Below are 22,501 nucleotides of genomic sequence, written 5' to 3'. Positions count from 1 at the left end.
GCCGCTATTCCCCGTTCCAGCCGCAGGCGCGGAGCTTCTCGTGCATGTGGGGCGGGGCCGGCGCGACCACGCGGACCGGCTCCTTGTTCCGGGAGATCGGCACCACGATCTCGCGGGAATGCAGGTGCAGCTTCGGCTCGCCGAAGCGCGGGCCGTTGCCGTAGATGTTGTCGCCGAAGATCGGCCAGCCGGTCGCCGACGAATGCACCCGCAATTGATGGGTCCGGCCGGTCATCGGTTCCATGGCGAGCCAGGCGAACCCCTCGCCCCGGCCCATCACCTTCCAGTTGGTGATCGCCTTCTGCCCCTCCGGGTCGGGCTTCTGCCACCAGCCGCGTTCGGCATTGAGGCGGCCGAGGGGCATGTCGATGGTGCCTTCGTCTTCGGCAGGCCCGCCCTCGACCACGGTCCAGTAGGTCTTGCCGATCTTGCCATGCTTGAACAGGAGGCCGAGCGAGGCGGTGGCTTTCCGATGGCGGCCGAGCACGAGGCAGCCGGAGGTGTCCTTGTCCAGCCGGTGGGCCAGCACCGGAGGCCTCGGCAGGCCGAACCGTAGCGCGTCGAAAGAGTCTTCCAGATTGGGCCCGCCCTTGGGGCCGCGGTGCACCGGCAGGCCGGCCGGCTTGTTGATGACCAGCATCAGGCCGTCGCGATGGAGCACGCGGCCTAAAATCTCGTCTGCGGTCAATTGGGGAACATCGAGCAATTGCAGGACCTTCGGCTCAACACTTTCGTTTAACAGCGGGAACGGCTAACACACCGCCACCATGAACGATACCACGTCAGATCCCCCCAAGCTGAGCTGGTGGCGCCGCCTGTCCAACGGACTGAAGCGCACCTCGTCCTCGCTTGGGACCGCGGTTGCCGACCTCGTCACCAAGCGCAAGCTCGACCGCGCCATGCTCGACGACATCGAGGACGTGCTGCTGCGCGCCGATCTCGGCACCTCGGTCGCGGTGCGGATCGCGGATGCGGTGGGCACAGGGCGCTATGACAAGGCGATCTCGGCTGACGAGGTCAAGGACGTGGTCGCCGCCGAGGTCGAGAAGGTGCTGGCCCCGGTGGCGCTGCCGCTCGTGATCGATACGGCGAAAAAGCCATTCGTCATCCTGGTCGTGGGCGTCAACGGCTCCGGCAAGACCACGACAATCGGAAAACTCTCACAAAAATTTGCTTCCGAAGGCCGCAAGGTGATGCTGGCCGCCGGAGACACGTTTCGCGCAGCAGCCATCGAGCAGCTCAAGGTCTGGGGCGAGCGCACCAAGACGCCCGTCATCGCGGGCGCGCAGGGCTCCGACTCCGCGAGCCTCGCCTTCAATGCGCTGACCGCGGCGAAAGAGCAGGCGATCGACGTGCTCCTGATCGACACCGCGGGCCGCTTGCAGAACAAGGCCGAGCTGATGAACGAGCTCGAGAAGGTCGTGCGCGTCATCCGAAAGGTCGACGCTTCGGCGCCGCATGCGGTGCTGCTCGTGCTGGATGCCACCGTCGGCCAGAACGCGCTGTCGCAGGTCGAGGCCTTCCATCGCACCGCCGGCGTCACCGGGCTGGTGATGACCAAGCTCGACGGCACTGCCCGCGGCGGCATTCTGGTGGCGCTCGCGGAGAAATTCAAACTGCCGGTGCATTTCATCGGCGTCGGCGAAGGCGTCGATGATCTCGCAGCCTTCACCGCGCGCGATTTCGCCCGCGCCATTGCCGGAATCGAAAGTTAGAGAATGGACAAGACCCAGCCGCATCCGCTGTTCAAGCTTGCGACCGAGCTCGGGCCGCTGCTCGTGTTCTTCTTCGTCAATGCGAAGTTCAACCTGTTCGCCGCCACCGGTGCCTTCATGGTCGCGATCGTGGCGGCGATGATCGCTTCCTATGTGGTGACGCGCCACATCCCGATCATGGCGATCGTGACGGGCGTGATCGTGCTGGTGTTCGGCACGCTGACCCTGGTGCTGCACGACGAAACCTTCATCAAGGTCAAGCCGACCATCATCTACGGCCTGTTCGCCGCGATCCTCGGCGGCGGCCTGTTGTTCGGCCGCTCCTTCATCGCCGTGATGTTCGACCAGATGTTCAATCTGACGCCGCAGGGCTGGCGCATTCTGACCCTGCGCTGGGCGCTGTTCTTCGCGGGACTGGCGGTGCTGAACGAGGTGGTCTGGCGCACCCAGAGCACGGACTTCTGGGTCAACTTCAAGGTGTTCGGCGTCACGCCGCTGACCATGATCTTCGCCATCGCCCAGATGCCGCTGACCAAGCGCTATGGCGTCGAGCCGGTGTCGCTGGAGACCAGCGAGGCCGAGGCGGGCGACGTGCGGAAGGGGTGAGCTGTCTCAGCTCGTCATTGCGAGGAGCCCGCGACAAAATTGCGAACGCAATTTTGCGCTGGCGACGGAGCAATCCAGAGTCCTTCCGCAGATGCAGTCTGGATTGCTTCGCTGCGCTCGCAATGACGGTCTTGGCTAAGACCCCGCCTTCAACGCCTTCTCCATCTGCGGCAGCAGCACGGTGCGGAAATTCTCCGGCGTGATCGGGCCGACCAGCTTGTAGACGATGGTGCCTTCGGGGTCGACGACGAACGTCTCCGGCACGCCGTAGACGCCCCATTCGATCGAGGCACGGCCGTTGGCGTCCGTGCCGACCCGGCTGAACGGGTTGCCGTAGCGGCCGAGGAAGCGGCGCGCATTGTCGGGCGCGTCCTTGTAGTTGATGCCGACGATCTGGAAGCGCTTGTCCCTGGCGAGCTCTGTCAGCAGCGGCGCCTCCTCGTGGCACGGCACGCACCAGGAGGCCCAGACATTGACGAGGCTGACCTTGCCCTTGAACGCGGCAGGATCGAGGCCCGGCACTCGCGTGCTGTCGGCCTGCAATCCCTCCAGCGGCGGCAGCGTGGTCTGCGGCGCGGGATGGCCGATCAGCGCGGAGGGGATCCGCGACGGATCGCCGCCGCCGAGCCGAAACCAGAACAGCACGGCAAGGGCGGTGAAGGCGAGCAGCGGCAGCACCATCAGGAAGGTGCGGCGCGACGCAGGTGCGGGGGTCGATTGATCGCTCATGTCGTCGTTCTTGGTGTGTCGATCGCGCTGCGGCCGGAGCGGCGGGAGACGCCGCTGCGCTCGAGCTCGCGCAAGCGCTGCGTCTGGTTGCGATAGTCGATCACGACCCAGCCGATCAGGAGCGCGACCACGATGGCGGCGGCGGCATAGGAGGTCACGATGAAGGGCGCGTAGGGGCCAAGCGACATCATCATGCTGCCTTCCGACCTGCCTGCATGATCTGCAGCGAGCGGACGCGCCGGCGCAAGATCTCGTTCCGCATCGCAGCCAGGTGCAGCGTGACGAACAGCAGCGTGAACGCGCCCGCCATCACCAGCAACGGAATCAGGAACGCCTTGTCGAGCGTCGAGCCGCCCATGCGCATCACCGAGGCCGGCTGGTGCAGCGTGTTCCACCAGTCGACCGAGAACTTGATGATCGGAAGATTGAGTGCGCCGACCAGCGTCAGCACGGCGGCAGCACGCGCTGCGCGCGAGGGATCTTCCACCGCGCGCCACAGCGCCATCAGGCCGAGATACATCAGGAACAGGATCAGCACCGATGTCAGCCGAGCATCCCATTCCCAATAGGTGCCCCACATCGGCCTGCCCCACAGCGAGCCCGTGAGCAGCGCGAGGAAGGTGAACGCGGCGCCGATCGGTGCGGCGGCTTTCGCGGCGACGTCGGCGAGCGGATGCCGCCACACCAGCGTGCCGAGCGAAGCCACACTCATCACGCCCCAGACGAACATCGACAGCCACGCATTGGGCACGTGGATGAACATGATCTTCACGGTCGCGCCCTGCTGATAGTCATCAGGCGCGGTGGCCGATTGATAGAGTCCGATCGCGAGCAGGATGATTGTCGCGGCCACGAGCCATGGCAGCACCCGCGCCGAGAGCGCGAGGAACCTGGTGGGGTTGGCGAGGTCGATCAGCGACATGGTGTTCTGATAATCACAGGTCGGCGCTCACGCAATCAGCATGAAAGCGCGCAGCGAAAGTTGATCGGGGTCAAGACAATCGAACCCATTTCAGTCCAGGCCATGTTTCAGGCTCGCCGCCGCCGCGAACGGGCCGATCACGAGGCTGACCAGCGACAGCGCGCAGAGGATCGAGAATGGCGCCCCGAATGACAACGGCCCCGTGATCGCCGCTTGCGAGGCTGCGACCCCGAAGATGAGCACCGGGATCGACAGCGGCAGCACCAGCACGGCCATCAGCAGCCCGCCCCGGTGCAGCGTCACCGCCAGCGCCGCACCGATCATGCCGGTAAAGGTCAGCGCCGGGGTGCCGGCGAGCAGCGTCAGCGCCACCGCGCCGGTGGCGGCCATGTCGAGATTGAGCAGCAGACCGAGCACGGGGGTTGCGACAACGAGCGGCAGGCCTGCGGCCAGCCAATGCGCCAGCGCCTTGGCTGCGCAGGCCAGTTCCAGCGGGGTCCGGCTCATCGTGATCAAATCGAGCGAGCCGTCCTCATGGTCGGCCATGAACAGCCGGTCCAGCGTGAGCAGGCTGGCCAGCAGCGCGCCGAGCCAGAGGATGGCAGGCCCCAGCCGCGACAGCAGCGCCAGATCCGGTCCCAGCGCGAATGGCATCAGCACGACGACGGTCAGGAAGAACAGCACGCCAATGAGCGCCCCGCCGCCAACGCGGAGCGCGATCTTGATGTCCCGGCGGATCAGGGCGGACAGCGCGGTCATGGGTTGGCTTCGGCGCTGAGGTGGTCATGAGAGCCGAGCTCGTGCCCTGGACACACTGCGCTCCCTCCCCCCTTGTGGGGGAGGGCGGGGGAGAGGGGTAGCCCAGGAAATGGTGCGCTCGGGAGCAGAGAAGAGCTACGTTCGACCGTGAGAGTCCCCGTGCGGCGCCCCCCTCCCTGACCCTCCCCCACAAGGCGGGAGGGAACGGAGAAAGCGGCGCTTAGCCGTTCGAAAAGCTGAGGGTCCTGCCGTCTCACGCCATTCCCCCGATCCGCAGCTCCCGCGCCTCGATCCCCAGCGGCCCATGGGTCGCCGCGATGATCAGGCCGCCGCCCGCCAGATGCTCCCGCATCAGGCCGCCGAACATCTCCTGACCGGCGGCATCCAGCGCCGTGGTCGGCTCGTCCAGCAGCCAGACCGGGCGGCGGACCGCCAGCAGCCGGGCCAGCGACAACCGGCGGCGCTGGCCGGCGGACAGGAAGGAGGCGGGCAGATCGGCGGCATGGTCGAGACCGACCGCCGCGAGACTCGCGGCCGCGTCAAAACGCTTGCCGCCGAGAAAATCAGCCCAGAATGACAAATTTTCAGCCACACTCAGGGCCGGCTTCAGCGCATCGCGGTGGCCGAGATAGTGGCACTGCTCGGGCAGCGTCACGTCGGCGTCGCCCCCGTCCAGTACGATCGTGCCGCCGGCCGGAATGAGCAGGCCCGCGATCAGCCGCAGCAGCGAGGTCTTGCCCGAACCGTTGCGGCCGACGACGGCCACGGCTGTGCCGGAGGCCGCCTCGAAATCGAGCCCGGAAAACACCTCGCGGCCGCCCCGCACGCAAGTGACCCCGCGTCCGGACAGCTGCATCTGGCCTGGTACCAACCTGTTCAAGCCGGGCCTCAGGAATTCTTGGGGTAGCGCATCAGAATTTTTGGCTCGCGACTTGCTCGGTTCGATTGTGGCTGTGGCGGCGCGGTTAGAAAGCTTCTATAAGCCCGGAACTACTTGATGCAGCAACTCAACCTGCCTCTGCAAGCGACCCAGCCTGATGCGCTGACGGTGTTAAAATACCCTGCCGGGTATGTCTAACAATTGGGATTCCTACATGACCTCGCTCGACAGCTTCAAATGCAAAAAGACCCTCAAGGTCGGCGCCAAGACCTATGTGTATTACAGCCTGCCCACGGCCGAGAAGAATGGTCTGAAGGGAATTTCGAAACTTCCCTACTCGATGAAGGTCCTGCTCGAGAACCTCCTCCGCAACGAGGACGGCCGCTCGGTCAAGAAGGAGGACATCGTCGCGGTCTCGAAGTGGCTGCGCAAGAAGTCGCTGGAGCATGAGATCGCGTTCCGCCCGGCCCGCGTGCTGATGCAGGACTTCACCGGCGTTCCGGCCGTCGTCGACCTCGCCGCGATGCGCAATGCGATGCAGAAGCTCGGCGGCGATGCCGAGAAGATCAATCCGCTGGTGCCGGTCGATCTCGTCATCGATCACTCCGTGATCGTGAACTTCTTCGGCGACAACAAGGCTTTCGCGAAGAACGTCACGGAAGAGTACAAGCAGAACCAGGAGCGCTACGAGTTCCTGAAATGGGGCCAGAAGGCGTTCTCGAACTTCTCCGTCGTGCCGCCCGGCACCGGCATCTGCCACCAGGTCAATCTCGAATATCTCTCCCAGACGGTCTGGACCAAGAGGGAGAAGATGACGGTCGGCAAGAAGACCGGCACCTTCGAGGTCGCCTATCCCGACTCGCTCGTCGGCACCGACTCGCACACCACCATGGTCAACGGTCTCGCCGTGCTCGGCTGGGGCGTCGGCGGCATCGAGGCGGAAGCCTGCATGCTCGGTCAGCCGCTGTCGATGCTGCTGCCCAACGTCGTCGGCTTCAAGCTGAAGGGCGCGATGAAGGAAGGCGTCACCGCGACCGACCTCGTGCTCACAGTCACGCAGATGCTGCGCAAGCTCGGCGTGGTCGGCAAGTTCGTCGAGTTCTTCGGCCCCGGCCTCGACAATCTCTCCGTCGCCGACAAGGCGACCATCGCCAACATGGCGCCGGAGTATGGCGCGACCTGCGGCTTCTTCCCCGTCGACGCCGCCGCGATCGATTATCTCAAGACCTCCGGCCGCGCCGCACCGCGAGTCGCACTGGTGCAGGCCTATGCCAAGGCGCAAGGCCTGTTCCGCACCGCCAAGTCGGCTGATCCCGTTTTCACGGAAACGCTGACGCTCGACCTCGCCGACGTCGTGCCGTCGATGGCCGGTCCGAAGCGTCCTGAGGGCCGCATCGCGCTGCCGTCCGTTGCCGAAGGTTTTTCGCTCGCACTCGGCAGCGAGTACAAGAAGACCGAAGAGCCCAACAAGCGCTTCGCCGTCGAGGGCAAGGACTACGAGATCGGTCACGGCGACGTCGTCATCGCCGCCATCACCTCCTGCACCAACACCTCGAATCCGAGCGTGCTGATCGGCGCCGGCCTCTTGGCGCGCAACGCCGCCGCGAAGGGCCTGAAGGCAAAACCGTGGGTGAAGACCTCGCTGGCTCCGGGCAGCCAGGTCGTGGCCGGCTATCTCGCCGATTCCGGTCTGCAGAAGGATCTCGACAAGGTCGGCTTCAATCTGGTCGGCTTCGGCTGCACCACCTGCATCGGCAATTCCGGTCCGCTGCCGGAGGAGATTTCGAAGTCGATCAACGACAACGGTATCGTCGCCGCGGCCGTGTTGTCAGGTAACCGCAACTTCGAAGGCCGCGTCTCGCCGGACGTGCAGGCGAACTATCTGGCCTCGCCGCCGCTGGTCGTCGCGCATGCGCTCGCCGGTAGCGTCACCAAGAACCTCGCCGTCGAGCCGCTCGGCGAAGGCAAGGACGGCAAGCCGGTGTACCTGAAGGACATCTGGCCGACGACGAAGGAGATCAACGCCTTCATGAAGAAGTTCGTGACCTCGACGATCTTCAAGAAGAAATATGCCGACGTGTTCAAGGGCGACACCAACTGGCGCAAGATCAAGACGGTCGAGAGCGAGACCTACCGCTGGAACATGTCGTCGACCTATGTGCAGAACCCGCCCTATTTCGAAGGCATGAAGAAGGAGCCGGAGCCGGTCACCGACATCGTCGAGGCGCGCATCCTCGCCATGTTCGGGGACAAGATCACCACCGACCACATTTCGCCGGCCGGCTCGATCAAGCTTACCTCGCCCGCCGGCAAATATCTCAGCGAGCACCAGGTGCGTCCCGCCGACTTCAACCAGTACGGCACGCGCCGCGGCAATCATGAAGTGATGATGCGCGGCACCTTCGCCAACATCCGCATCAAGAACTTCATGCTCAAGGGCGCGGATGGAAACATCCCCGAGGGCGGCCTCACCAAGCACTGGCCCGACGGCGAGCAGATGTCGATCTACGACGCCGCGATGAAGTATCAGCAGGAGCAGGTGCCGCTGGTGGTGTTCGCCGGCGCCGAATACGGCAACGGCTCCTCGCGCGACTGGGCCGCGAAGGGCACCCGTCTGCTCGGCGTGCGCGCCGTGATCTGCCAGAGCTTCGAGCGCATCCATCGCTCGAACCTGGTCGGCATGGGCGTGCTGCCGCTGACCTTCGAGGACGGCACCTCCTGGTCGTCGCTCGGCCTGAAGGGGGATGAGAAGGTCACGCTGCGCGGCCTGGTCGGTGACCTCAAGCCGCGCCAGAAGCTGACCGCGGAGATCGTCTCCGGCGACGGCTCGTTGCAGCGCGTTTCGCTGCTCTGCCGCATCGACACGCTGGACGAGCTCGATTACTACCGGAATGGCGGCATTCTCCACTACGTGCTCCGCAAGCTCGCGGCGTAGTGCATGATCCGGAAAACGGTGCAGCGGCTTTCCGGAAAGATCATGCTCCAACAACGATCGAAGTGCGCTTGGCGCACTTTAGCGCGCGAATTTGTGAACGGTGGCTCACCGCGACGTGAGTAGAAGCTTAGACAAAGGCGGCCTATCAAAAAGGCCGCCTTTGTTCGTTTGCGGTATGTTTCGGATGGGCCTGCCCGGCAAAATCCCCCCTTGGACGGTTGGATGCGTTCGGCCCGTAAGACTACGGTGACCATCAGGCGATAAGATCTTCCCTCAACGAGCTACCATGTGTGACGTTCGACATGACTGGAATGATGGCTTCTAATCTCGTTTCGCGATGGTCCGGTGCATTCTGGTCGGGAGCACTCGGCATCTGCGCCATCGTCGCCGTCATTCGTCCCGCCCAGGCCGATCCCCGCGCGGTGGTCGAGCTCTTCACCTCCCAGGGCTGCTCCTCCTGCCCGCCCGCCGACAAAATCATCGGCGATCTCGCCAAGGACCCCTCGATCATCGCGCTGAGCATGCCGATCGACTATTGGGACTATCTCGGCTGGAAGGACACGCTGGCGGACTCACGTTTCTCGGCGCGGCAGCGCGCTTATTCACGGATGCGCGGTGATCGCGAAGTCTACACGCCGCAGGTCGTGGTCAACGGCGCTGCGCATGTCATCGGCAGCGATCGCTCCGGCATCGAAAATGCAATCGACAAGACCGACTCAAGCGCGGGCGTGATGAGCGTGCCGGTGACGATGTCGCTCGCGGGCAAGCAGATCAACGTGTCGGTGGCGGCGAGCAAAGAGCCGGCGGTCTCGCATGGCGAGGTCTGGATCTGCTCGATCGTGAGATCGGTGCCGATCGAGATCAGCCGTGGCGAGAATCGTGGTCAGCAGATCACCTACCACAACGTCGTGCGCAATCTGCTCAAGGTCGGTGACTGGAACGGACGTCCGGAAAGCTGGACGGTCCCGATCGAGAATTTGACATCGCGCGATGGCGTGGACGGCGCGGTGGTCTATGTCCAGGACGGCAGTCGCGAGAAGCCAGGCGCAATGCTGGGCGCGGCGTACACCTCGCTGCACTGAAGCGAACGCTTCGGACTGCTGATCCAAGCACCACGTTCAATCCCCATGGTGAGAAGGCGCGTGAGCGCCGTCTAGCGGACATGCTCTGCACCGCCGCGAGCACCATGCAGGCTCCGCTCATGCATCCGGGACTCGATCGTTGGAGACGCCGCTTCGCGGCCCTCAGGATGAGCAGAAAGAATTTTCGCGCGGATGCTCGGAGTGCAGCTTCGTCGGGGCAACATCCAGCCACGAACAAAAAAAAGGACCAACTTGCGTTGGTCCTCCTTGTCGTGCGTACAGACCCGATCCTGTTCGACCCCGGGGGGCTGGGGGCTGAGGAATCCGGAACCGAAAGGACCGGGTCAACGCACACCAGCCTTGTCGCAGTGCAGGGCGGCAGGCGGTGGGCGGAAAAGCGGCGATCCTGTGATTCCTGCTAACGATCCCGTGACGGTTTGCCGCTGGGGAGTTCCACCGTTGCGTGTGTCATGATTCTCAGGCGCCCGGCGAGCTCAGTCGGGATCGTTCGAGAGGCCGGGCAAGAGCCTCTTGCGGCGGGGAACGGTTGGCGCGATCATGCAGATGTCATGATCCGCGGCTCCGGGGACGGTCTTCGCGGAGGCGGTCATGCCGAGCGATGAGGAGGCGCCCCATGAGTTTGACGTCGGAGGATGCCGATCCGAGCGAGCTGCGCGCAGCGGTGCGCCCCGCCGCTGCGAATGCCCAACCGAACCGGGTGACGTTCAACCGGCTCGAGCTGAACCGAATTCTCAACCTCTATGGCCGTATGGTCTCCGACGGCGAGTGGCGCGACTATGCCATCGACTTCCTGAAAGACCGCGCGGTGTTCTCGGTCTATCGCCGCGCCTCCGAAGTGCCGATCTACCGCATCGAGAAAGATCCGCGGCTCGCGCGCAAGCAGGGCATGTACAGCGTGATCTCGGCGACCGGCCTGATCCTGCGCCGCGGCCACGAGCTCGACCGCGTGCTGCTGGTGATCGACCGCAAGCTGGCGGCGGTGTGACCTACTTTCCGGGGACCGTCTTCGCGCCCTCGCCGAGATCGCGCTGCATCATGACCGTATCCAGCCAGCGGCCGAATTTCAGGCCGACATCGGGATGCGTGCCGATCATCTTGAAGCCGCCCCGGGTGTGCACGCCGATGGAGCCGGCATTGGCGGAATCGCCGATGACGGCAATCATCTGGCGGAAGCCGCGAGCCTCGCATTCGCTGATCAGCCGGTCCAGCAGCAGCGACCCAATGCCGCGGCGGTGGAAGGCGGGATCGAGATAGATCGAATTCTCGACTGTGAAGCGATAGGCCGGCCGCGGCCGGTAGGCGCCGGCATAGGCGTAGCCGGCGACGCGGCCGTCGAGCAATGCGACGAAATAGGGATAGCCGCCGTCGACCAGCGTGCGATAGCGGCGCGTCATCTCGGCGAGGTCGGGCGGATCGAGCTCGAACGTCGCGGTGCCCTCGCGGACGGCCTGCTGATAGATCGCGGTGATGGCGGGGAGGTCGGCCTCGATGGCGGGCCTGATTTCAGGTGCGGACATGGGGGCGAGATTAGCAGGGGCCTTGCTCCGAGCAACGTGATTTTCCTCATGACGGAGGCGGCGCAAACAAAAACCCCGGCCCTTCGGCCGGGGTTCGTGTCCGTTCTCTTGCGGCTGGCGCTTAGTCGCGCTGGCCGAGGAGCTGCAGCAGCAGCGTGAACAGGTTGATGAAGTTCAAATACAGCGACAGCGCACCCGATATCGCCGCACGCTCGGCGATGTCACCGCCGGCGGAAGCGTAGCCGTAGATGTAGTCGTTCTTCAGGCGCTGGGTGTCCCAGGCGGTGAGGCCCGCGAACACGAGAACGCCGACCACCGACACGATGAACTGCAGCGCCGTGCTGGCCAGGAACAGGTTCACCAGGCTCGCGATGATAATGCCGATCAGGCCCATGAACAGGAACGAGCCCATGCCGCTCATGTCACGCTTGGTGGTGTAGCCGTAGAGGCTCAGCGCACCGAACGTCGCCGCGGTGATGAAGAACACCCGCACGATTGAGGTGTGCGTGTACACCAGGAAGATCGAGGACAGCGAGATGCCCATCAGCGCCGAGAACACCCAGAACAGGATCTGGGCGGTCGAGGGAGCCAGGCGGTTGATGCCGGCCGAGATCACGAACACCATGGCGAGCGGCGCCAGCATGAACAGATATTTCAGCGGGCTCACGAACATCGCGTAGCCGAACGGCGTCAGGAACAGCTTGCCGACGCGGACCGCCTCGGCTGTCGGAACGTCGGTCACGGCAGCCATGTAGACACCGAGCGCGGCGAGGCCGGTGATGGCGAGGCCGATGCTCATGTAATTGTAGATGCGCAGCATGTAGGCGCGCAGGCCGGCGTCGACCGTCGCGGCGTCAACACGCCCGGCGGCCCTGCCGAAAGGAGAAGCGTAATTGCGGTCTAGGTCCGACATGGTCGAATTCCCGTTGGTTGGCCCGGTCCGGCACAGGGGTTGCCATGCCGCCGGTTCGTCAAATTCTATCTCGGATACCGATGCCTGCCGACTAAATTTTGGCTAACAATCGGGGCTCCGAACCCATCCGATATGTGGGAAACTAACACATTCGCTGCAACCGTCCACGCGCGGCCGAATGTCGCCCTTTCGCGCAATCCTGACGAGAACCTGACAGCAGACGTGGTTAATCGCAGGAATCCTGCGCTTCCGGTCCGGCCGATTTCGGTCCGGCGCGGCTACCCGCTACCTTTTGTCACAAATTCCGCAACACCGTGGCGGGCTTTTTGTTCAAGGCCAGCAGCGTGCCCGCGAGCCCAAGCCCGACGGTGACGACCAGCGCGGCCACGACCACGCCGGCCGCGCTGCCGCCTTGCCAGACGAAGGTCAGCGTCATCAGCCGCGTCACGATCATCCAGGCGGCCATGCTGCCGGCGATCACGCCGAACATTGCGGTGGCAAGGCCGATCAAGAGGTATTCGAGCGCATAGGCGCCGAGCAGCCGCAGCCGCGTCGCGCCGAGTGTTTTGAGGATGACCGCATCATAGACCCGGTGGCGATGACCGGCGGCGAGCGCGCCGCCCAGCACCAGGATTGCCGAGATCAGGGTCACGGCGCTGGCGCCGCGGATCGCAAGCGCGAGGTTGGTCACGACCGCGCCGACCGTCTCCATCACCTCGCGCACCCGCACGCTCGTCACCATCGGGTAGGCGTCCGCCACCTGCTTGATGATCTTGCCGTCGCCGGCCGCATCGCCGCCCGATTCCGTCAGCGTCGCGATGTGGGTATGCGGGGCGCCCTTGAAGGCGCTCGGCGAGAACACCAGGACGAAATTGATGCCGAGCCCCTGCCAGTCGATCGTGCGCAGATTGCTGATTTTCGCCGCGATATCGCGGCCGAGCACGTTGACGACGATTTCGTCGCCGAGCTTGAGGCCCAGCCCGTCGGCGATCTTCTTCTCCATCGAGACCAGCGGCGGGCCTGAATAGTCGGCGCGCCACCATTCGCCCTCGACGACCTTGGAGCCTTTCGGCAGCTCGCCCGTATAGGTCAGGCCGCGGTCGCTCTGCAGCACCCATTCGGAATCGGTCGACGGCTTGAGGTCCTCGGCACGGACGCCGCGGGCCGCGACGATGCGCCCGCGCAGCATCGGCACGTCCTCGACCTTCGCGCCGGGGGCGATCTGGCGCAGATAACCGTCGAACTCGGCGGCCTGCGTGCTCGGAATGTCGATGAAGTAGAACGCCGGCGCGCGATCGGGCAGCGCCGCGAGGAACTGGCGCCGCAGATTGCCGTCGATCTGGGTGATGGTGACGAGCACCGCGAGGCCGAGCCCGAGCGAGAGCACGACCGACGGCGTCAACGCGCCCGGCCGGTGGATGTTGGCGATCGCAAGCCGCAGCATGGTGAAGCGCGTGCGCGGCAATCGGCGCGCGATCGCCATCAGCACGGCGGCGACGCCGCGCAGCACGGCGAACACGACGACGGAGGAGACCACGAACACCGCGGCGATGCGCTTGTCGAAGGACAGGCCGATCACGACCGCGACCAGCAGCGCGACGACACCGCCCATGAACACGAGATAGCCCAGGCGCGGCCGGTGCCATTCGGCGGCGACGGTGTCGCGGAACAGCGCCGCGACCGGCACGTCATGCACGCGTCCGAGCGGCCACAGACCGAAGGCGAGCGCGGTGAGCAGGCCATAGACGAAGGACAGTGCGAGCTCGTCGGCATGCACCGCCGGCACCACCGGCAGCGGCAGCAGCTTGCCGAACAGGCCGACGATGGCGAACGGCATCGCCGCGCCGAGCGCCAGGCCGATCGCCGAACCGATCGCCGCCAGCAGCACGACCTGCGCCAGATAAATGCCGAACACGTCGCGCCCGGTGGCCCCGACGGCCTTGAAGGCCGCGATCACCTCGAGCCGGCGGTCGATATGGCTCTTCACGGCATTGGCGACGCCGACACCGCCGACCAAAAGCGCGGCGAGGCCGACCAGGGTCAGGAACTGGGTGAAACGGCTGATATTGCGTTCCAGCTGCGGCGAGGCATTGGAGCGGCTGCGGACCTCCCAGCCGGCCTGCGGCGCGGCGTTGCGGGCGTCGGCAATGAAGGTGTCGGTGGCGCGGTCGCTGTTGGCGGCGTCGGGCAGTTTGACGCGGTAAACCCAGCGTACCAGGCTGCCTGGCTGAATGAGACCGGTGGCACGCAAGGCCGCCTCGCTGATCAGCAAGCGTGGGCCAAACCCGATGCCGCTGGCGAGCTTGTCGGGCTCGGCCTCGACGCTGGAGCGGATCTGGAACGTCGCAGAGCCAATGGTGACGCGGTCGCCGATCTTGAGTGAAAGCCGCGCCAGCAGCGTCGGATCGGCAGCCGCGCCGAATGCGCCGTCGCGTTCCGCGAGCAGATCGGTGAGGGGCAGTGGCGGCGCCAGCGTCAACTGTCCGAGCATCGGATAGGTGTCGTCGACCGCCTTCATCTCGACCAGCGCCGGCTTGCCCTCGGCCGAGCGCGCCATGCCGCGCAAGGTGGCGGCGACGGAGAGGGTGCCGCGCGAGCGCAGGAAGGCGATTTCGTCCGGCTTGGCCTCGCGCTGGAACAGCACGAAAGAGACGTCGCCGCCAAGCAGCGTGCGGCCCTCACGCGCGAGACCGTCGCTGAGGCTCGCTGAGACCGAGCCGACGCCCGCAATCGCCATCACCCCGAGCGCAATGCAGGCGATGAAGACGTAGAAACCGCGCAGGCCGCCGCGCAATTCGCGCAAGGCATAGCGCAGCGACAGCGCGACGCCGTTCGGCCTCGCGGACGGTGCGATGGCGACGCTCATGCGCTGGTCGTCTGCGTGTCGATGCGGCCGGAGCGCAGGCGGATCACGCGGTCGCAGCGATGTGCGAGCGAGGAATCGTGCGTCACCAGCACCAGCGTCATGCCGCGCTCGGCATGTTTGGTGAAGAGCAGATCGATGATCTGCTTTCCCGTGGCCTCGTCGAGATTGCCGGTCGGCTCATCGGCGACGAGGATGGCGGGATCGGGCGCCAGTGCGCGCGCCAGCGCCACGCGCTGCTGCTCGCCGCCGGAGAGCTGCGTCGGATAATGATGCAGGCGATCGCCGAGTCCGACCGATTGCAGCTCCCCGGCCGCGCGTTTGTTGGCATCAGGATTGCCGGCGAGCTCGAGCGGCACCGCGACATTCTCCAGCGCGGTCATGGTCGGGATCAGGTGAAAGGACTGAAAGACGATGCCGACCTGGCGGCCGCGAAAACGCGCCAGCGCGTCCTCGTCGAGGGCATTGAAAGGCGTGCCTGACACCACCACCTCTCCGCTATCAGGTCGCTCCAGCCCCGCCATCACCATCAGCAGCGTGGATTTGCCCGAGCCTGACGGGCCGATCAGGCCGATCGTCTCCCCCGAGCCGATCCGCAGGCTGATATCCTTGAGGATGTGAACGCGTGCCGCCCCCGTGCCCAATGACAGATTGACGTTGGAGATGGCGATGGTGTCCGGCGCAGTGCCGGCGAGCGAAGAGGTTTCGATGCGACTGTCCATGGTCCGGTCATATGGCAACTCCGCACGTGCGGTCGAGAGGCGTTACGGATTGTTCATGCACATAGCCGTGTTGATGCTCGCTTTGATGACGCTCACGGGTCCGGCCCGGGCGGATTCGACAAAACCGATCAAGCTCGTCGTTCTCGGCGATTCCTTGAGCGCGGGTCTTGGCCTCCCGGCCCAGGATGCGTTTCCTGCCAAGCTTCAAAAAGCGTTGCATGTCAATGGCATAGATGTCGACATGGTCAACGCCGGCGTATCCGGCGACACCTCGTCCGGCGGCCGCGACCGGCTCGACTGGTCGGTGCCCGAGGGAACCGAAGGCGTCATCATCGAGCTCGGCGCCAACGATGCGATGCGCGGCATCGACCCAGACTTGACGCGGGCGGCGTTGACCGACATCGTTCAGCGTCTGAAGGCGCGCAAGATCGCCGTGATGCTGTGTGGCATGCTGGCGCCGCCGAATTTCGGCGCGGACTACGGCGCGCGCTTCAATTCGATTTATCCGGAACTGGCGAAGCGGTTCGACGTGCCGCTCTATCCGTTCTTCCTCGACGGCGTCGCCGCGGACGCCAAGCTCAACCAGGCCGACGGCATTCATCCGACCGCTGCAGGCGTCGACATCATCGTCAACAACATGCTGCCCACGGTGGAGGCATTCGTGCGCACGATCGGCGAGCAGCGCCGTTGAAATGCAGGCAATGCTAACCCTGACACCAGGGTTTTCCCGGTGTAGCCTCGCCAACACTTCGCAGAGTCACACAACTGCGATAGGAATCAGGGTACTGATGATTCGTCGCCGGCTCTAAAATCTGGATATGATCTCTCCCCGGGATCATGCCCAAGCATCGGGAGTACGAAACGATGCCGCGTTTGTTTACTGGTCTGGAAATTCCGGCCGAGGTCTGCCAGACGCTTTCCAATTTGCGAGGTGGCCTTCCCGGAGCCCGCTGGATCGATCCCGAAAATTATCACGTCACCCTGCGCTTCATCGGCGACATCGATGGCGTCTCCGCCAACGAGATCGCATCGATGCTGTTTCGCGTCGACCGCAAGCCGTTCGAGGTGAAGGTGCAGGGGTTGACGAGTTTTGGCGGCCGCAAACCGAGGGCGGTCGTTGCGACGATCGCGCCGAGCAAGCCGCTGATGGAGCTGCAGGCCGAGCTCGAACGCATGATGCAGCGGATCGGCCTCGATCCGGAGGGCCGCAAATTCATCCCGCACGTCACGCTGGCCCGGCTGCACGACGCCTCCGACCGCGACGTCGCCGACTATCTCTCGATCCGCGGCTACTTCCCGAGCAAGGCGTTCGTGGCGGAGCGCTTCGTGCTGTTCTCGTCGCGTGCGTCGACCGGCGGCGGCCCGTATGTGGTCGAGGACGCCTACGAGCTGTGTGAGTGAGCTCGTTCTTCCCCTCTCCCCGTAAGAACGGGGCGAGGGAGAAGAAAGCGCATAGCCCGTCCACCAATTGACGGCTTGCAATTTCCGCCGGTCTCTGGCGGTAAAGAGCCATGCTCTCCACCCCGAACTCCTCCTTCAGCGAAGCCTATCAGGCCCAGATCGCATCGGGCGCGATCGAGCCCGATGCCGCGCAGGCCGAGGTCGCCGAGGCCTATGCGGCGCTCGACCTGCGGCTTGCGAACTACAGCCCGAAGCGCAAGCAGGGGCTGCTCGCCCGCCTGTTCAACGGTGGCGACAAGAACGAAGCGCCGCGTGGCCTGTACATCCATGGCGAGGTCGGCCGCGGCAAGACCATGTTGATGGATCTGTTCTTCCAGCACTCCACGGTCGAGCACAAGCGCCGCGCGCATTTCCACGAATTCATGGCCGATGTGCACGAGCGCATCTACGATTATCGCCAGGGCATCGCGCGCGGCGAGATCGCCGACGGCGACGTCATCGCGCTGACGGCGAACGCGATCTTCGAGGAGAGCTGGCTGCTCTGCTTCGACGAATTCCACGTCACCGACATTGCCGATGCGATGATCCTCGGGCGCCTGTTCGCCAAGCTGTTCGAGCTCGGCACCGTCGTCGTCGCGACCTCCAATGTTGCCCCCGACGATCTCTACAAGGGCGGCTTGAACCGCGCGCTGTTCCTGCCCTTCATCAAGCAGATCTCGGACCACATGGACGTCTCGCGGCTCGATGCGCGCACCGACTTCCGGCTGGAGAAGCTTCAGGGCGTGCCGATGTGGCTGACGCCCGTGGACGGCGATGCCGGCGCTGCGCTGGATCGCGCCTGGGCCAAAATGACCGGCAATGCCAAATGCAGGTCGCGCGACATCCAGATCAAGGGGCGCATCCTGCACGTGCCCTGCTCGGCCCATGGCGTGGCGCGCTTCGGCTTCGCCGATCTCTGCGAGAAGCCGCTCGGTGCATCAGACTACCTCAGGCTGGCGCACGACTACCACACCATCCTGGTCGACCATATTCCAGTGATGGACTTCTCCCGGCGCAACGCCGCCAAGCGCTTCATCACGCTGATCGACACGCTCTATGACAATGCCGTGAAGCTGATGGCCTCGGCCGATGCCGACCCGATATCGCTCTATGTCGCGACAGAGGGCAACGAGGCGATGGAGTTCAAGCGGACCTCATCGCGCCTGATCGAGATGAGTTCGGAATCCTATCTGGCGCTGGCTCACGGGCGCAAGGATTCCACCGCCAGCGGCTCCACCAAAGGCTTGGTGGAGACTTAGGTCCTATTTCTATCCTCCCGTCATTCCGGGCGCGCGCCGGCGCGAACCCGGAATCTCGCGCTGCAATTTCCAGATTCCCGGTTCGCCCGCGCAACGGCGCGGGCGCGCCGGAATGACGGCTTAGGGACCGCTGGGCGGAAACGCGGCAAGCCCGACAATTGGGCATCCGCCGACTTGAACGGGGCAAGCGAAAGGGATAACCACCCTCTCAGTTTCCCCTCCTTACGTGTCTAGAGGACAGTTCACATGGCGCGCGACAAGATTGCTTTGATTGGCTCCGGTCAGATCGGCGGAACGCTGGCTCACCTCATCGGCTTGAAAGAACTGGGCGACGTCGTGATGTTCGACATCGCCGAGGGCGTGCCGCAGGGCAAGGCGCTCGACATCGCGCAGTCCTCGCCGGTCGACGGTTTTGACGCGCACTACAGCGGTGCGAACTCCTACGAGGCGCTCGACAACGCCAAGGTCTGCATCGTCACCGCCGGCGTGCCGCGCAAGCCCGGCATGAGCCGCGACGACCTCCTCTCCATCAACCTCAAGGTCATGGAGCAGGTTGGTGCGGGCATCAAGAAATACGCCCCCGACGCCTTCGTCATCTGCATCACCAACCCGCTCGATGCCATGGTCTGGGCGCTGCAGAAGGCCTCGGGGCTGCCGCACAAGAAGGTCGTCGGCATGGCCGGCGTGCTCGACTCCGCGCGCTTCCGCTACTTCCTGGCCGACGAGTTCAACGTCTCGGTCGAAGACGTCACTGCCTTCGTGCTCGGCGGCCATGGCGACACCATGGTGCCGCTGGTGAAGTACTCCACCGTTGCCGGCATCCCGCTGCCCGACCTCGTCAAGATGGGCTGGACCTCGCAGGCGCGCCTCGACGAGATCGTCGACCGCACCCGCAACGGCGGCGCCGAGATCGTCAACCTGCTCAAGACCGGCTCGGCCTTCTATGCGCCGGCTGCTTCGGCCATTGCGATGGCCGAGAGCTATCTGCGTGACAAGAAGCGCGTGCTGCCCTGCGCCGCCTACCTCAACGGCGAATACGGCGTGAAGGACATGTATGTCGGCGTGCCCGTGGTGATCGGCTCCAAGGGTGTCGAGCGCGTCGTCGAGATCGAACTCGCCGGCAAGGACCGCGAGGCCTTCGACAAGTCGGTTGGCGCGGTGCAGGGCCTGGTCGATGCCTGCAAGAAGATCGCCCCCGATCTTCTCGGTCGCTAAAGCCTCAACACTCCCGCCGAGGACCGAAAACCGGTTCTCGGCGGTTTCATTTCCGGGCCCCGGCTAGCCGGGACGGGGTCCGGCCCAAGATTTCCGACATCAGAGAATCCGGGTTGCAGTTGCTGTGGTATATGGTATGCCAGCCACAAGACTGAGGTGGGCCCTGAGGGGTCACCGCCCGCGGGTTCAGGGAGCGACCATATGAATATCCATGAATATCAGGCCAAAGCGCTGCTGAGCGAGTTCGGCGTAGCGATCTCCAAGGGCGTTCCCGTCCTCAGTGCCACCGACGCAGACGCTGCGGCCATGGCTCTGCCGGGCCCGGTCTGGGTGGTGAAGAGCCAGATCCATGCCGGCGGCCGCGGCAAGGGCAAGTTCAAGGAAGCCTCGGCCGGCGACAAGGGCGGCGTCCGCATCGCCAAGTCGGCCGCGGAGGTCTCCGAGTTCGCCAAGCAGATGCTGGGCGCTACCCTGGTGACGGTGCAGACCGGCCCGGCCGGCAAGCAGGTCAACCGCCTCTACATCGAGGACGGCTCCGACATCGACAAGGAGTTCTATCTCTCGATCCTGGTCGACCGCGAGACCTCTCGCGTCTCGTTCGTCGTCTCGACCGAGGGCGGCGTCAACATCGAGGACGTCGCGCACAAGACTCCCGAGAAGATCGTGACCTTCTCGGTCGATCCCGCGACCGGCATCATGGGCCATCATGGCCGCACAGTTGCCAAGGCGCTGAAGCTCTCCGGTGATCTCGCCAAGCAGGCCGAGAAGCTCACCGCGCAGCTCTACACGGCGTTCGTCGCCAAGGACATGTCGATGCTGGAGATCAACCCGTTGGTCGTGACCAAGCAGGGCCAGCTCCGCGTGCTCGACGCCAAGGTATCGTTCGACGACAATTCGTTGTTCCGTCATCCCGACGTGCTCGCGTTGCGCGACGAGACCGAGGAAGACCCCAAGGAAATCGAGGCGTCGAAGTACGACCTCAACTACGTTACCCTCGACGGCAATATCGGCTGCATGGTCAACGGCGCCGGTCTCGCCATGGCGACGATGGACATCATCAAGCTCTACGGCATGGCGCCGGCGAACTTCCTCGATGTCGGCGGCAGCGCCAGCAAGGAGAAGGTTGCGGCAGCGTTCAAGATCATCACCGCGGATCCCAATGTGAAGGGCATCCTGGTCAACATCTTCGGTGGTATCATGAAGTGCGACGTGATCGCGGAGGGCGTCACGGCTGCGGTTCGTGAGGTCGGCCTCAGTGTGCCGCTGGTGGTTCGCCTCGAAGGCACCAATGTCGAGCTCGGCAAGAAGATCATCCGCGAATCCGGTCTGAACGTGGTGCCGGCCGACAATCTCGACGACGCCGCGCAGAAGATCGTGAAGGCCGTCAAGGGAGGCTAAGCTCATGGCCCAGGACCATCTCTCCGCGTCGTCTCCACTTGCAGAGCATGCGCGTCTCGCCGCGTTCGCCGGCGAATGGAATGGTGAAGAGGTGGTCTTTCCGTCGCGCTGGACGGAAGGCGGCACCGCCACGTCTCACGTCGTCGCGCGCATGGACCTGAACGGGTTCTACCTGATTCAGGACTCGGTGCAGATGCGCGACGGCAAGCAGAGCTTCGCCACCCACGGCATCTTCACTTACGACCGCGACGACCGGACCTACAAATTGTTCTGGTACGATTCGCTTGGCTACACCCCGCCCTCGCCCGCCTCCGGCGGGTGGGTCGGCAAGACCCTGACGCTGGTGCGCGGCTCGCTCCGCGGCAACGCGCGCCACGTCTATGAGATCATCGACGACTCCTCCTACTCGTTGAAGGTCCAGTTCTCGCCGGACGCGGAAGGCTGGGCTGACGTGCTCACCGGCGTCTACCGGCGCATCCACTGATCCTCTCACTCTGTTAGTTTCGCGAAAGCAGACCTCATGTCCATCCTGATCGACAAGAACACCAAGGTCATCTGCCAGGGCTTCACCGGCAAGAACGGCACCTTCCATTCCGAAGCCGCGATTGCCTACGGCACCAAGATGGTGGGCGGCACCTCGCCCGGCAAAGGCGGCTCGACCCATCTGAACCTGCCGGTGTTCGACACCGTGCGCGAAGCGCGTGAGAAGACCGGCGCCGATGCCTCGGTGATCTATGTGCCGCCGCCGGGTGCGGCGGACGCGATCTGCGAAGCGATCGACGCCGAGATCCCGCTGATCGTCTGCATCACCGAAGGCATTCCCGTGATCGACATGGTGCGCGTGAAGCGCTCGCTGGCCGGCTCCAAGTCGCGGCTGATCGGGCCGAATTGCCCGGGGGTCATGACCGCGGGCGAGTGCAAGATCGGGATCATGCCGGCCAACATCTTCAAGACCGGCTCGGTCGGCATCGTCTCCCGCTCGGGTACGCTGACCTACGAAGCCGTCTTCCAGACCTCGCAGGAAGGCCTCGGCCAGACCACCGCGGTCGGCATCGGCGGCGACCCGGTCAAGGGAACCGAGTTCATCGACGTCCTCGAAATGCTCCTGGCTGATCCCAAGACCGAGTCGATCATCATGATCGGCGAGATCGGCGGTTCCGCCGAGGAAGATGCTGCCCAGTTCCTCAAGGACGAGGCAAAGCGTGGTCGCAAAAAGCCGATGGTCGGTTTCATCGCCGGTGTTACCGCACCTCCCGGCCGTCGCATGGGCCATGCCGGCGCGATCATCTCGGGCGGCAAGGGCGACGCCGGTTCCAAGACCGACGCGATGAAATCCGCAGGGATTACAGTGTCGCCATCTCCCGCGCGCCTCGGCCATACGCTTGCCGAAAAATTGAAAAGTTAATTCACTTCTTGGTACTTTTCCGGGCGAAGTTTCGCAGCAAATAGGGTAAATGGTGCCCATCGCGTCGAGCCTCTGCCGGGAGCTCGACGCCAGCGCCGTTTGTTTGCGCGAACCGAAATC

22 protein-coding genes are annotated in these 22,501 nt (G+C 64.6%); 12 read left to right on the top strand and 10 right to left on the bottom strand.

From position 1 onward, the window contains the following. Window positions 1-4: 4 nt before the first annotated feature. Complete coding sequence (locus ACVW16_RS17065) at window positions 5-706, bottom strand: RluA family pseudouridine synthase (RefSeq protein ID WP_456736889.1); 702 nt, start codon at window positions 704-706, stop codon at window positions 5-7. A 61-nt stretch (window positions 707-767) separates the two neighbouring features. Here ACVW16_RS17065 and ftsY point away from each other — a divergent pair, with 61 nt between their 5' ends. Together ftsY and ACVW16_RS17055 are read left to right on the top strand one after the other, a co-directional pair. Next, entirely contained in the window at window positions 768-1,715 is a 948-nt protein-coding gene (gene ftsY, locus ACVW16_RS17060) for a signal recognition particle-docking protein FtsY (protein WP_456700312.1), read from the top strand. Window positions 1,716-1,718: 3 nt separating this feature from the next. Further along, the gene (locus ACVW16_RS17055; protein ID WP_092233955.1) at window positions 1,719-2,321 is read left to right on the top strand and encodes a septation protein A; all 603 of its coding nucleotides are present in this window, start codon (window positions 1,719-1,721) and stop codon (window positions 2,319-2,321) included. Between the two features lie 135 nt (window positions 2,322-2,456). On the opposite strand, the gene ACVW16_RS17050 is transcribed toward ACVW16_RS17055, so the two are convergent. From ACVW16_RS17050 to ccmA, 5 genes are all read right to left on the bottom strand, one after another. Continuing rightward, entirely contained in the window at window positions 2,457-3,050 is a 594-nt protein-coding gene (locus ACVW16_RS17050; protein WP_456700311.1) for a DsbE family thiol:disulfide interchange protein, read from the bottom strand. Continuing rightward, on the bottom strand, window positions 3,047-3,244 hold the full coding sequence (ccmD, locus tag ACVW16_RS17045; RefSeq protein WP_456736890.1) for a heme exporter protein CcmD: 198 nt from the start codon (window positions 3,242-3,244) through the stop codon (window positions 3,047-3,049). Before ccmD ends, ACVW16_RS17050 begins: the two co-directional genes overlap by 4 nt. Continuing rightward, window positions 3,241-3,972, bottom strand: a complete 732-nt coding sequence (locus tag ACVW16_RS17040; protein WP_456700309.1) for a heme ABC transporter permease — start codon at window positions 3,970-3,972, stop codon at window positions 3,241-3,243. The genes ccmD and ACVW16_RS17040 overlap by 4 nt, the downstream gene beginning before the upstream one ends. Before the next feature lie 90 nt (window positions 3,973-4,062). Next, window positions 4,063-4,731, bottom strand: a complete 669-nt coding sequence (gene ccmB, locus ACVW16_RS17035; RefSeq protein ID WP_456736891.1) for a heme exporter protein CcmB — start codon at window positions 4,729-4,731, stop codon at window positions 4,063-4,065. Between the two features lie 253 nt (window positions 4,732-4,984). Then, on the bottom strand, window positions 4,985-5,587 hold the full coding sequence (ccmA, locus tag ACVW16_RS17030) for a heme ABC exporter ATP-binding protein CcmA (protein WP_456738267.1): 603 nt from the start codon (window positions 5,585-5,587) through the stop codon (window positions 4,985-4,987). Window positions 5,588-5,825: 238 nt separating this feature from the next. Between ccmA and acnA the strand changes: the two genes are divergently transcribed. From acnA to ACVW16_RS17015, 3 genes are all read left to right on the top strand, one after another. Further along, window positions 5,826-8,546, top strand: coding sequence for an aconitate hydratase AcnA (gene acnA / locus ACVW16_RS17025; RefSeq protein ID WP_456736892.1), 2,721 nt, complete (start codon window positions 5,826-5,828; stop codon window positions 8,544-8,546). Between the two features lie 302 nt (window positions 8,547-8,848). Then, the gene (locus ACVW16_RS17020) at window positions 8,849-9,628 is read left to right on the top strand and encodes a DUF1223 domain-containing protein (protein WP_456700307.1); all 780 of its coding nucleotides are present in this window, start codon (window positions 8,849-8,851) and stop codon (window positions 9,626-9,628) included. Window positions 9,629-10,262: 634 nt separating this feature from the next. Beyond that, window positions 10,263-10,634, top strand: coding sequence for a DUF2794 domain-containing protein (locus tag ACVW16_RS17015; RefSeq protein WP_456700306.1), 372 nt, complete (start codon window positions 10,263-10,265; stop codon window positions 10,632-10,634). A gap of 1 nt (window position 10,635) precedes the next feature. Here the strand turns inward: ACVW16_RS17015 and ACVW16_RS17010 are convergent, their stop codons facing one another. The 4 genes from ACVW16_RS17010 to ACVW16_RS16995 all read right to left on the bottom strand — a co-directional run bounded on the left by ACVW16_RS17010 (window position 10,636) and on the right by ACVW16_RS16995 (window position 15,664). Next, window positions 10,636-11,166, bottom strand: coding sequence for an N-acetyltransferase family protein (locus ACVW16_RS17010; protein ID WP_456736893.1), 531 nt, complete (start codon window positions 11,164-11,166; stop codon window positions 10,636-10,638). A gap of 121 nt (window positions 11,167-11,287) precedes the next feature. Continuing rightward, window positions 11,288-12,079 (bottom strand): Bax inhibitor-1/YccA family protein, encoded by a 792-nt coding sequence (locus ACVW16_RS17005; RefSeq protein WP_092233985.1) that lies wholly within the window; start codon window positions 12,077-12,079, stop codon window positions 11,288-11,290. Window positions 12,080-12,374: 295 nt separating this feature from the next. Next, the gene (locus ACVW16_RS17000) at window positions 12,375-14,945 is read right to left on the bottom strand and encodes an ABC transporter permease (protein ID WP_456736894.1); all 2,571 of its coding nucleotides are present in this window, start codon (window positions 14,943-14,945) and stop codon (window positions 12,375-12,377) included. Continuing rightward, window positions 14,942-15,664: an ABC transporter ATP-binding protein gene (locus tag ACVW16_RS16995; RefSeq protein ID WP_456736895.1), complete on the bottom strand. Its 723-nt coding sequence runs from the start codon at window positions 15,662-15,664 to the stop codon at window positions 14,942-14,944. The genes ACVW16_RS17000 and ACVW16_RS16995 overlap by 4 nt, the downstream gene beginning before the upstream one ends. Window positions 15,665-15,719: 55 nt before the next feature. Here ACVW16_RS16995 and ACVW16_RS16990 point away from each other — a divergent pair, with 55 nt between their 5' ends. The 7 genes from ACVW16_RS16990 to sucD all read left to right on the top strand — a co-directional run bounded on the left by ACVW16_RS16990 (window position 15,720) and on the right by sucD (window position 22,381). Then, window positions 15,720-16,355 (top strand): arylesterase, encoded by a 636-nt coding sequence (locus ACVW16_RS16990; RefSeq protein WP_456736896.1) that lies wholly within the window; start codon window positions 15,720-15,722, stop codon window positions 16,353-16,355. A gap of 173 nt (window positions 16,356-16,528) precedes the next feature. Then, complete coding sequence (thpR, locus tag ACVW16_RS16985; protein ID WP_456700301.1) at window positions 16,529-17,065, top strand: RNA 2',3'-cyclic phosphodiesterase; 537 nt, start codon at window positions 16,529-16,531, stop codon at window positions 17,063-17,065. A gap of 110 nt (window positions 17,066-17,175) precedes the next feature. Beyond that, on the top strand, window positions 17,176-18,363 hold the full coding sequence (zapE, locus tag ACVW16_RS16980; protein WP_456738978.1) for a cell division protein ZapE: 1,188 nt from the start codon (window positions 17,176-17,178) through the stop codon (window positions 18,361-18,363). A 246-nt stretch (window positions 18,364-18,609) separates the two neighbouring features. Beyond that, window positions 18,610-19,578, top strand: a complete 969-nt coding sequence (mdh, locus tag ACVW16_RS16975; protein ID WP_092233999.1) for a malate dehydrogenase — start codon at window positions 18,610-18,612, stop codon at window positions 19,576-19,578. A gap of 201 nt (window positions 19,579-19,779) precedes the next feature. Further along, on the top strand, window positions 19,780-20,976 hold the full coding sequence (gene sucC / locus ACVW16_RS16970; RefSeq protein ID WP_456736898.1) for an ADP-forming succinate--CoA ligase subunit beta: 1,197 nt from the start codon (window positions 19,780-19,782) through the stop codon (window positions 20,974-20,976). Window positions 20,977-20,980: 4 nt separating this feature from the next. Then, window positions 20,981-21,460, top strand: a complete 480-nt coding sequence (locus ACVW16_RS16965) for a DUF1579 family protein (RefSeq protein ID WP_456700298.1) — start codon at window positions 20,981-20,983, stop codon at window positions 21,458-21,460. Window positions 21,461-21,496: 36 nt separating this feature from the next. Next, on the top strand, window positions 21,497-22,381 hold the full coding sequence (gene sucD, locus ACVW16_RS16960; protein ID WP_456736900.1) for a succinate--CoA ligase subunit alpha: 885 nt from the start codon (window positions 21,497-21,499) through the stop codon (window positions 22,379-22,381). The last annotated feature ends 120 nt before the right edge of the window (window positions 22,382-22,501 follow it).

The organism is Bradyrhizobium sp. USDA 4474 (genome assembly GCF_054057515.1).
Note: the sequence above shows the minus strand (reverse complement) of the source record. Positions and strands in the feature narration are given on the sequence as shown.

Coding starts and splice junctions, on each gene's coding strand:
- ftsY (WP_456700312.1), top strand. CDS start 768: ATGAACGATACCACGTCAGATCCCCCCAAGCTGAGCTGGTGGCGCCGC.
- ACVW16_RS17055 (WP_092233955.1), top strand. CDS start 1,719: ATGGACAAGACCCAGCCGCATCCGCTGTTCAAGCTTGCGACCGAGCTC.
- ACVW16_RS17050 (WP_456700311.1), bottom strand. CDS start 3,050: ATGAGCGATCAATCGACCCCCGCACCTGCGTCGCGCCGCACCTTCCTG.
- ccmD (WP_456736890.1), bottom strand. CDS start 3,244: ATGATGATGTCGCTTGGCCCCTACGCGCCCTTCATCGTGACCTCCTAT.
- ACVW16_RS17040 (WP_456700309.1), bottom strand. CDS start 3,972: ATGTCGCTGATCGACCTCGCCAACCCCACCAGGTTCCTCGCGCTCTCG.
- ccmB (WP_456736891.1), bottom strand. CDS start 4,731: ATGACCGCGCTGTCCGCCCTGATCCGCCGGGACATCAAGATCGCGCTC.
- ccmA (WP_456738267.1), bottom strand. CDS start 5,587: ATGCAGCTGTCCGGACGCGGGGTCACTTGCGTGCGGGGCGGCCGCGAG.
- acnA (WP_456736892.1), top strand. CDS start 5,826: ATGACCTCGCTCGACAGCTTCAAATGCAAAAAGACCCTCAAGGTCGGC.
- ACVW16_RS17020 (WP_456700307.1), top strand. CDS start 8,849: ATGACTGGAATGATGGCTTCTAATCTCGTTTCGCGATGGTCCGGTGCA.
- ACVW16_RS17015 (WP_456700306.1), top strand. CDS start 10,263: ATGAGTTTGACGTCGGAGGATGCCGATCCGAGCGAGCTGCGCGCAGCG.
- ACVW16_RS17010 (WP_456736893.1), bottom strand. CDS start 11,166: ATGTCCGCACCTGAAATCAGGCCCGCCATCGAGGCCGACCTCCCCGCC.
- ACVW16_RS17005 (WP_092233985.1), bottom strand. CDS start 12,079: ATGTCGGACCTAGACCGCAATTACGCTTCTCCTTTCGGCAGGGCCGCC.
- ACVW16_RS17000 (WP_456736894.1), bottom strand. CDS start 14,945: ATGAGCGTCGCCATCGCACCGTCCGCGAGGCCGAACGGCGTCGCGCTG.
- ACVW16_RS16995 (WP_456736895.1), bottom strand. CDS start 15,664: ATGGACAGTCGCATCGAAACCTCTTCGCTCGCCGGCACTGCGCCGGAC.
- ACVW16_RS16990 (WP_456736896.1), top strand. CDS start 15,720: ATGCACATAGCCGTGTTGATGCTCGCTTTGATGACGCTCACGGGTCCG.
- thpR (WP_456700301.1), top strand. CDS start 16,529: ATGCCGCGTTTGTTTACTGGTCTGGAAATTCCGGCCGAGGTCTGCCAG.
- zapE (WP_456738978.1), top strand. CDS start 17,176: ATGCTCTCCACCCCGAACTCCTCCTTCAGCGAAGCCTATCAGGCCCAG.
- mdh (WP_092233999.1), top strand. CDS start 18,610: ATGGCGCGCGACAAGATTGCTTTGATTGGCTCCGGTCAGATCGGCGGA.
- sucC (WP_456736898.1), top strand. CDS start 19,780: ATGAATATCCATGAATATCAGGCCAAAGCGCTGCTGAGCGAGTTCGGC.
- ACVW16_RS16965 (WP_456700298.1), top strand. CDS start 20,981: ATGGCCCAGGACCATCTCTCCGCGTCGTCTCCACTTGCAGAGCATGCG.
- sucD (WP_456736900.1), top strand. CDS start 21,497: ATGTCCATCCTGATCGACAAGAACACCAAGGTCATCTGCCAGGGCTTC.